The organism is Bradyrhizobium sp. (assembly GCF_049581145.1).
Lineage (GTDB): Bacteria > Pseudomonadota > Alphaproteobacteria > Rhizobiales > Xanthobacteraceae > Bradyrhizobium.
Map to the genome: position 1 here is coordinate 1 of NZ_JBAURI010001229.1, position 5,237 is coordinate 5,237.

Annotated in this window: 5 protein-coding genes; 4 read left to right on the top strand and 1 reads right to left on the bottom strand. The window is 64.3% G+C overall.

What is annotated here, in order from left to right:
* The first annotated feature begins 382 nt into the window (after positions 1 to 382).
* Positions 383 to 1,030 (top strand): alpha/beta hydrolase, encoded by a 648-nt coding sequence (locus tag WCB02_RS39155; protein WP_291692898.1) that lies wholly within the window; start codon positions 383 to 385, stop codon positions 1,028 to 1,030.
* A 13-nt stretch (positions 1,031 to 1,043) separates the two neighbouring features.
* Positions 1,044 to 1,556, top strand: a complete 513-nt coding sequence (locus tag WCB02_RS39160; RefSeq protein WP_423967686.1) for a DUF1697 domain-containing protein — start codon at positions 1,044 to 1,046, stop codon at positions 1,554 to 1,556.
* A 9-nt stretch (positions 1,557 to 1,565) separates the two neighbouring features.
* Here the strand turns inward: WCB02_RS39160 and WCB02_RS39165 are convergent, their stop codons facing one another.
* On the bottom strand, positions 1,566 to 2,669 hold the full coding sequence (locus WCB02_RS39165) for an anhydro-N-acetylmuramic acid kinase (RefSeq protein WP_423967688.1): 1,104 nt from the start codon (positions 2,667 to 2,669) through the stop codon (positions 1,566 to 1,568).
* Between the two features lie 229 nt (positions 2,670 to 2,898).
* Between WCB02_RS39165 and tyrS the strand changes: the two genes are divergently transcribed.
* Positions 2,899 to 4,149 (top strand): tyrosine--tRNA ligase, encoded by a 1,251-nt coding sequence (gene tyrS, locus WCB02_RS39170; protein WP_423967690.1) that lies wholly within the window; start codon positions 2,899 to 2,901, stop codon positions 4,147 to 4,149.
* Positions 4,150 to 4,205: 56 nt separating this feature from the next.
* A partial coding sequence (locus WCB02_RS39175; protein WP_423967692.1) for an MFS transporter occupies positions 4,206 to 5,237 on the top strand: 1,032 nt, incomplete at its 3' end.

Below are 5,237 nucleotides of genomic sequence, written 5' to 3' on the forward strand. Positions count from 1 at the left end.
CCCTGCGGCCGTCATGGCCTGCCGCGCCTCGGGGCGGAGCGGGGTGGTCGCATTCCAGTCGAGATAGACCCTGTCAGGCATTATGTAGCATATTACCTTGTTTGGCGGGGTTTTTGGATGCCATTCGTCTCCACGTAGCCGGCAATTAGCGATGTTGCGGTCATCCGGCAATTGGGTGCGCTAACGCCTTGAAGCGATTAAGCGATGTTCAATATGCTTGCTTTTTGCCCCTCGCCCCATGCTAGAACGCCGGCCAGCCGCGCAGCCGTTCACGCCCAGCCCAACGGCGCCGATCACCCTTTCCTTCCGCGACTTTGTCTGCCGAGGCCGATGAAGTCAGCACCAACCGATTGGTTGCGAGAAATCAATCTAGGGATCACTGATGCCTGAAGTCATTTTCACCGGCCCGGCGGGTCGCCTCGAAGGCCGCTATCATCCGGCCAAGCAGAAGAACGCGCCGATCGCGATGATCCTGCATCCGCATCCGCAGTTCCATGGCACGATGAACCATCAGATCGTCTACCAGTGCTATTACGCCTTTGCCCATCGCGGCTTTTCGGTGCTGCGCTTCAATTTCCGCGGCGTCGGCCGCAGCCAGGGCTCGTTCGATCACGGTACCGGCGAATTGTCGGACGCGGCCTCCGCGCTCGACTGGGCGCAGACCATCAACCCCGAGGCGCGCGCCTGCTGGGTCGCCGGCTTCTCGTTCGGCGCCTGGATCGGCATGCAGCTTTTGATGCGCCGGCCCGAGGTCGAAGGCTTCATCTCGATCGCGCCGCCCGCCAACCTCTATGACTTCTCGTTCCTCGCGCCCTGCCCCTCGTCGGGCCTGATCGTGCACGGCGAGAAGGATGCGGTGGTGCCGCCGAAGGACGTCAATACGCTGGTCGAGAAGCTGAAGACCCAGAAGGGCATCGTGATCGATCAGCAGGTCATCCCGGGCGCCAACCATTTCTTCGACGGCAAGCTCGAGCCGCTGATGGAGACGATCACGGCCTATCTCGACATGCGGCTCGCCAACGTGCGCTGAGCGCTCGGCCGCCATGACATCGCTTGTCGCGTTACTGCGTGCCGTCAATGTCGGAGGCACCGGCAAACTGCCGATGGTCGATCTGAAGAATATCTGCGAACAGCTCGGCTTCGGCGCCGTTCGCACCTATATCGCAAGCGGCAATGTGGTCTTCGAGAGCCGCAAATCCGAAACTGCGGTCAAGACTGCGCTGCAAAAGCAGCTTGCGGCCTATACCGGCAAACCGGTCGGCGTGCTGGTGCGCAGCGCCAGCGAGATGGCCCAGATCGCCGCTGACAATCCGTTCCCGGAAGCTGCGCCCAGCCGCACCATGGTGGTGTTTCTCGACCGCGCCCCGCCGGACGACACGCTTGCCGGCGTGCGCGGCCAGAACGACGAGGATATTCGGCTTGGACGCCGTGAAATCTACATCCACTACAGCCAGGGCATCGCCAAATCGAAGCTGGTCATTGCTGCCGCCAAGACAGGGACCGCGCGCAACATCAACACGGTCGCGGTGCTGGCGCGGATGGCCGCCGAATCCTGACGACGAACCTCAAGGCCTCGCGATGATCCCGCCGGTCATCGGCATCGGCACGCCCGTCGTGGCCGGATAGCTCAGCGGCAGGCCCTTGAGACCACGCGCGGCCAGGAATCCGAAGGCCTGCGCCTCGATCGCATCCGACGACCAGCCGAGCGAGTCGGCGGCTTCCACCGTCGCCGGCGCCAGCCGCTCGCGCAGCATCCGCATCATGGTGTGGTTGCGGGCGCCGCCGCCGGCGACGATCCAGCTCTTCGGCAGCTTGGGCAACAGCGGCACGATACGACTGATTGCGGCCGCCGTCAGCGCGGTCAGGGTCGCCGCGCCGTCGGCAGGCTGCATCTCGCCGAGCTTGAGCGCAGCAAAGTCGTTGCGGTCGAGCGATTTCGGCGGCGGAGCTGCGAAGAACGGACGTTCGAGCGCGCGCGCCACCCAGGCCTCGTCGGCGCGCCCCTGCGCCGCCATGCGGCCCTCGCCGTCAAAATGCTGGCCGGTGACGCGGAACATGAAATCGTCGAGCAATGCGTTGCCGGGACCGGTGTCGCAGGCGATCAGGGTGTCGGCGCCGTCGATATAGGTGATGTTGGAGACGCCGCCAATATTCACCACGACGATCGGTCCTTCGCGGCCCAGGGACTGGGTCAGCGCACGGTGATAGACCGGCACGAACGGCGCGCCCTGGCCGCCGGCGGCGACATCGGCGGCGCGAAAATCGTGCATCACGGGAATATGGATGGCTTTCGCAAGCACCGCGGCGTGCCCGATCTGGACCGTCAACCGCCGCTCCGGCCGATGCAGCACGGTCTGGCCATGGAAGCCGACGATATCGATGTCCTGGCAGCTGATGCGATTTTGCGCGATGAAGGCTGAGACCGCTTCGGCATGCGCGATGGTGACGGCGCGCTCGGCCTCGACCAGGATCCCGGGCCGAGCCTCCCGCTCCTGCAGGCTGACCGCCTCGCCCAGCGCCTGGCGCAGCAGGCTGCGCTCCTGCGCGCTGTAAGGCCGATAGCCGGACGGCCCGAACGCCTGGACCCGCCTGCCATCGGTTTCGAGCAATGCGACGTCGACCCCGTCAAGCGAGGTGCCGCTCATCAGCCCGATCGTCGTCAACATCATCGCGATAGCACCTTCAAAACGCCTTGCCCCTGGATGCCCAGGTCTCAATTCGAGGTGTCCGCCTGCAATATGTCCCGCCTGAAATGGTCCCGTCCGAGTTCCAGCAGCTTGTGCCAAACCGGCACATCTTATAATGCCACAGCGCGCAACATAGCGGCAGCCCGTCCGAACTGGGTTCCGTATTATGGCGCAAAGATCTTAAAACAAGAATGATCAGAGCCAGCGATAAATGACCGCCTTTAAGTCTGATTTTCTGAATGTGCTGCAGAGCCGCGGCTTCATCCATCAGATTTCCGACTCCGACTCACTCGATGAGCTGGCGGCGAAGGGCCAGGCGACCGCCTATGTCGGGTACGACTGCACCGCGCCGTCGCTGCATATCGGTAATTTCCTGACCATGATGATGCTGTATTGGCTGCAGCAGACCGGCAACAAGCCGATCACGCTGATGGGCGGCGGCACCACCATGGTCGGCGATCCCTCCGGCAAGGATGAGACCCGGGCTCTGCGCAGCGTCGCCGAGATCGAAGCCAACAAGACCTCGATTCGCGGCGTGTTCGCAAAAGTGCTGCGCTTCGGCGACGGGCCGACCGACGCGATCATGCTCGACAATGCCGAATGGCTCACAAAGCTCAACTGGATCGAGATGCTGCGCGACATCGGGCGGCATTTCTCGGTCAACCGCATGCTGACCATGGACTCGGTGCGGCTGCGGCTCGAGCGCGAGCAGGAGATGAGCTTCATCGAGTTCAACTACATGGTCTGCCAGGCCTACGACTTCGTCGAGCTGTCGCGGCGCGCCGGCTGCCGCGTCCAGATGGGCGGGTCCGACCAGTGGGGCAACATCGTCAACGGCGTCGAGCTCGGCCGCCGCATGGGCACGCCGCAACTGTTCGCGCTGACGACACCGCTGCTCACGACGGCGTCGGGCGAGAAGATGGGAAAGACCGCTAAAGGCGCGGTCTGGCTCAATGCCGATCAATTCAGCCCTTATGATTTCTGGCAGTACTGGCGCAACACCGAGGACGCCGATGTGCCGCGGTTCCTGAAACTCTTCACCACGCTGCCGCTTGCCGAGATCGAGAAACTCGCAGCATTGAAGGGCGCCGACATCAACGAGGCCAAGAAGGCCCTGGCGGATGCCGCAACCACGCTGCTGCATGGCGCGGACGCTGCCCGCACGGCCGCGGAAACCGCACGCCGGACCTTTGAGGAAGGCGCGATCGCGGAAAACCTGCCGACCGTGGAAGTCGCGCAGAGCGAGCTCCAGGCCGGCGCCGGCGTATTGACGCTGTTCGTCAAGGCAGGCCTCGTCGCCTCGAACGGCGAAGCGCGACGGCAGATCAAGGGCGGCGGCCTGCGCGTCAATGACGTCGCCGTCACCGATGAAAAGATGCTTCTGACGCCCGCAAACCTGACCGAAGGCGTGATCAAACTGTCGCTCGGCAAGAAGCGCCACGTCCTGCTCAAGCCCGCATAGCCGTAATTCGCTCAAAGCCCTTGCTCGACCCGTCCGAAACGCGCTCCCTGCGCGGGATGGACCAGAAAACGCTTCCGGAGGAAACGATCGTCGCGCCGCAGCCCAGCGGGCGCGTCGCGCTGTGGGTGCTGGCGCTGTGCTTTGCGCTGTCGGTGCTCGGGCGCGGCCTCGGCGAGAGCTTCACGGTGTTTCTGAAACCGATTTCCGAGAGCTTTGGCTGGGACCGCGCCCAGGTCGTCTCGGTCTATTCCCTGTCGGCGCTCGCCGGCGGCCTGTCGGCGCCGCTGATCGGCCGGCTGTTCGACCACTCCGGGCCGCGCGCGGTCTATACGCTCGGACTGGCGCTGCTTGGCGGGGCGTTTCTGGTCGCCGCTTTCGCCGATCATCTCTGGCAGTTCCAGCTCAGCATCGGGCTCTGTGTCGGCATCGGCATTGCCTTCATCGGCAACGTGCCCAATTCGATCCTGCTCGGCCGCTGGTTCGGCCCGCGGCTGCCGACCGCTATGGCGGTGGTCTACTCCGCGACCGGCGCCGGCGTCCTGATCCTGCTGCCGGCTTCGCAAGTCCTGATCGATCATCTCGGGTGGCGCGGGGCCTATCAGCTGTTCGGCGGCATGACGCTGGTCCTGCTGGTGCCGCTGTCGCTGCTGCCGTGGCGCCGCTTTTCCTCCGGTGCGCCGCATGTCATCAAGGCGAGCGTGGACGATCTGCCCGATCAAGGCTGGACCGTGCCGAGCGCAATCCGGCACCACGCCTTCTGGGCGCTGTTTGCCACCTTCTTCTTCACCGCCGTCGGCATGTATGCGATCGCGCCCCAGGTCGTGGCCTATCTGATCGATGCCGGCTTTCCGCCGTTGCAGGCCGCGACCGCCTGGGGATTTTCCGGCGTGGTGTTGTTGTTCGGGATGCTCGGCGTCTCCTGGCTCGATGGACTGATCGGCCGGCGTCCCTCGGTCCTGTTCAGCTATGCGCTCTCGATCATCGGCATCGGAATGTTCTGGGCGCTGCAATGGTCTGCGAATTTCTGGCTGCTGACGGGGTTCGTCGTCTGCTTCGGCAGCATGATCGGCTCGCGCGGACCGCTGTTG

What these genes read in the sequence shown, in the direction of transcription:
- WCB02_RS39165 (WP_423967688.1), bottom strand. Translation starts at nt 2,669, where the DNA reads ATGATGTTGACGACGATCGGGCTGATGAGCGGCACCTCGCTTGACGGG.
- WCB02_RS39160 (WP_423967686.1), top strand. Translation starts at nt 1,044, where the DNA reads ATGACATCGCTTGTCGCGTTACTGCGTGCCGTCAATGTCGGAGGCACC.
- tyrS (WP_423967690.1), top strand. Translation starts at nt 2,899, where the DNA reads ATGACCGCCTTTAAGTCTGATTTTCTGAATGTGCTGCAGAGCCGCGGC.
- WCB02_RS39155 (WP_291692898.1), top strand. Translation starts at nt 383, where the DNA reads ATGCCTGAAGTCATTTTCACCGGCCCGGCGGGTCGCCTCGAAGGCCGC.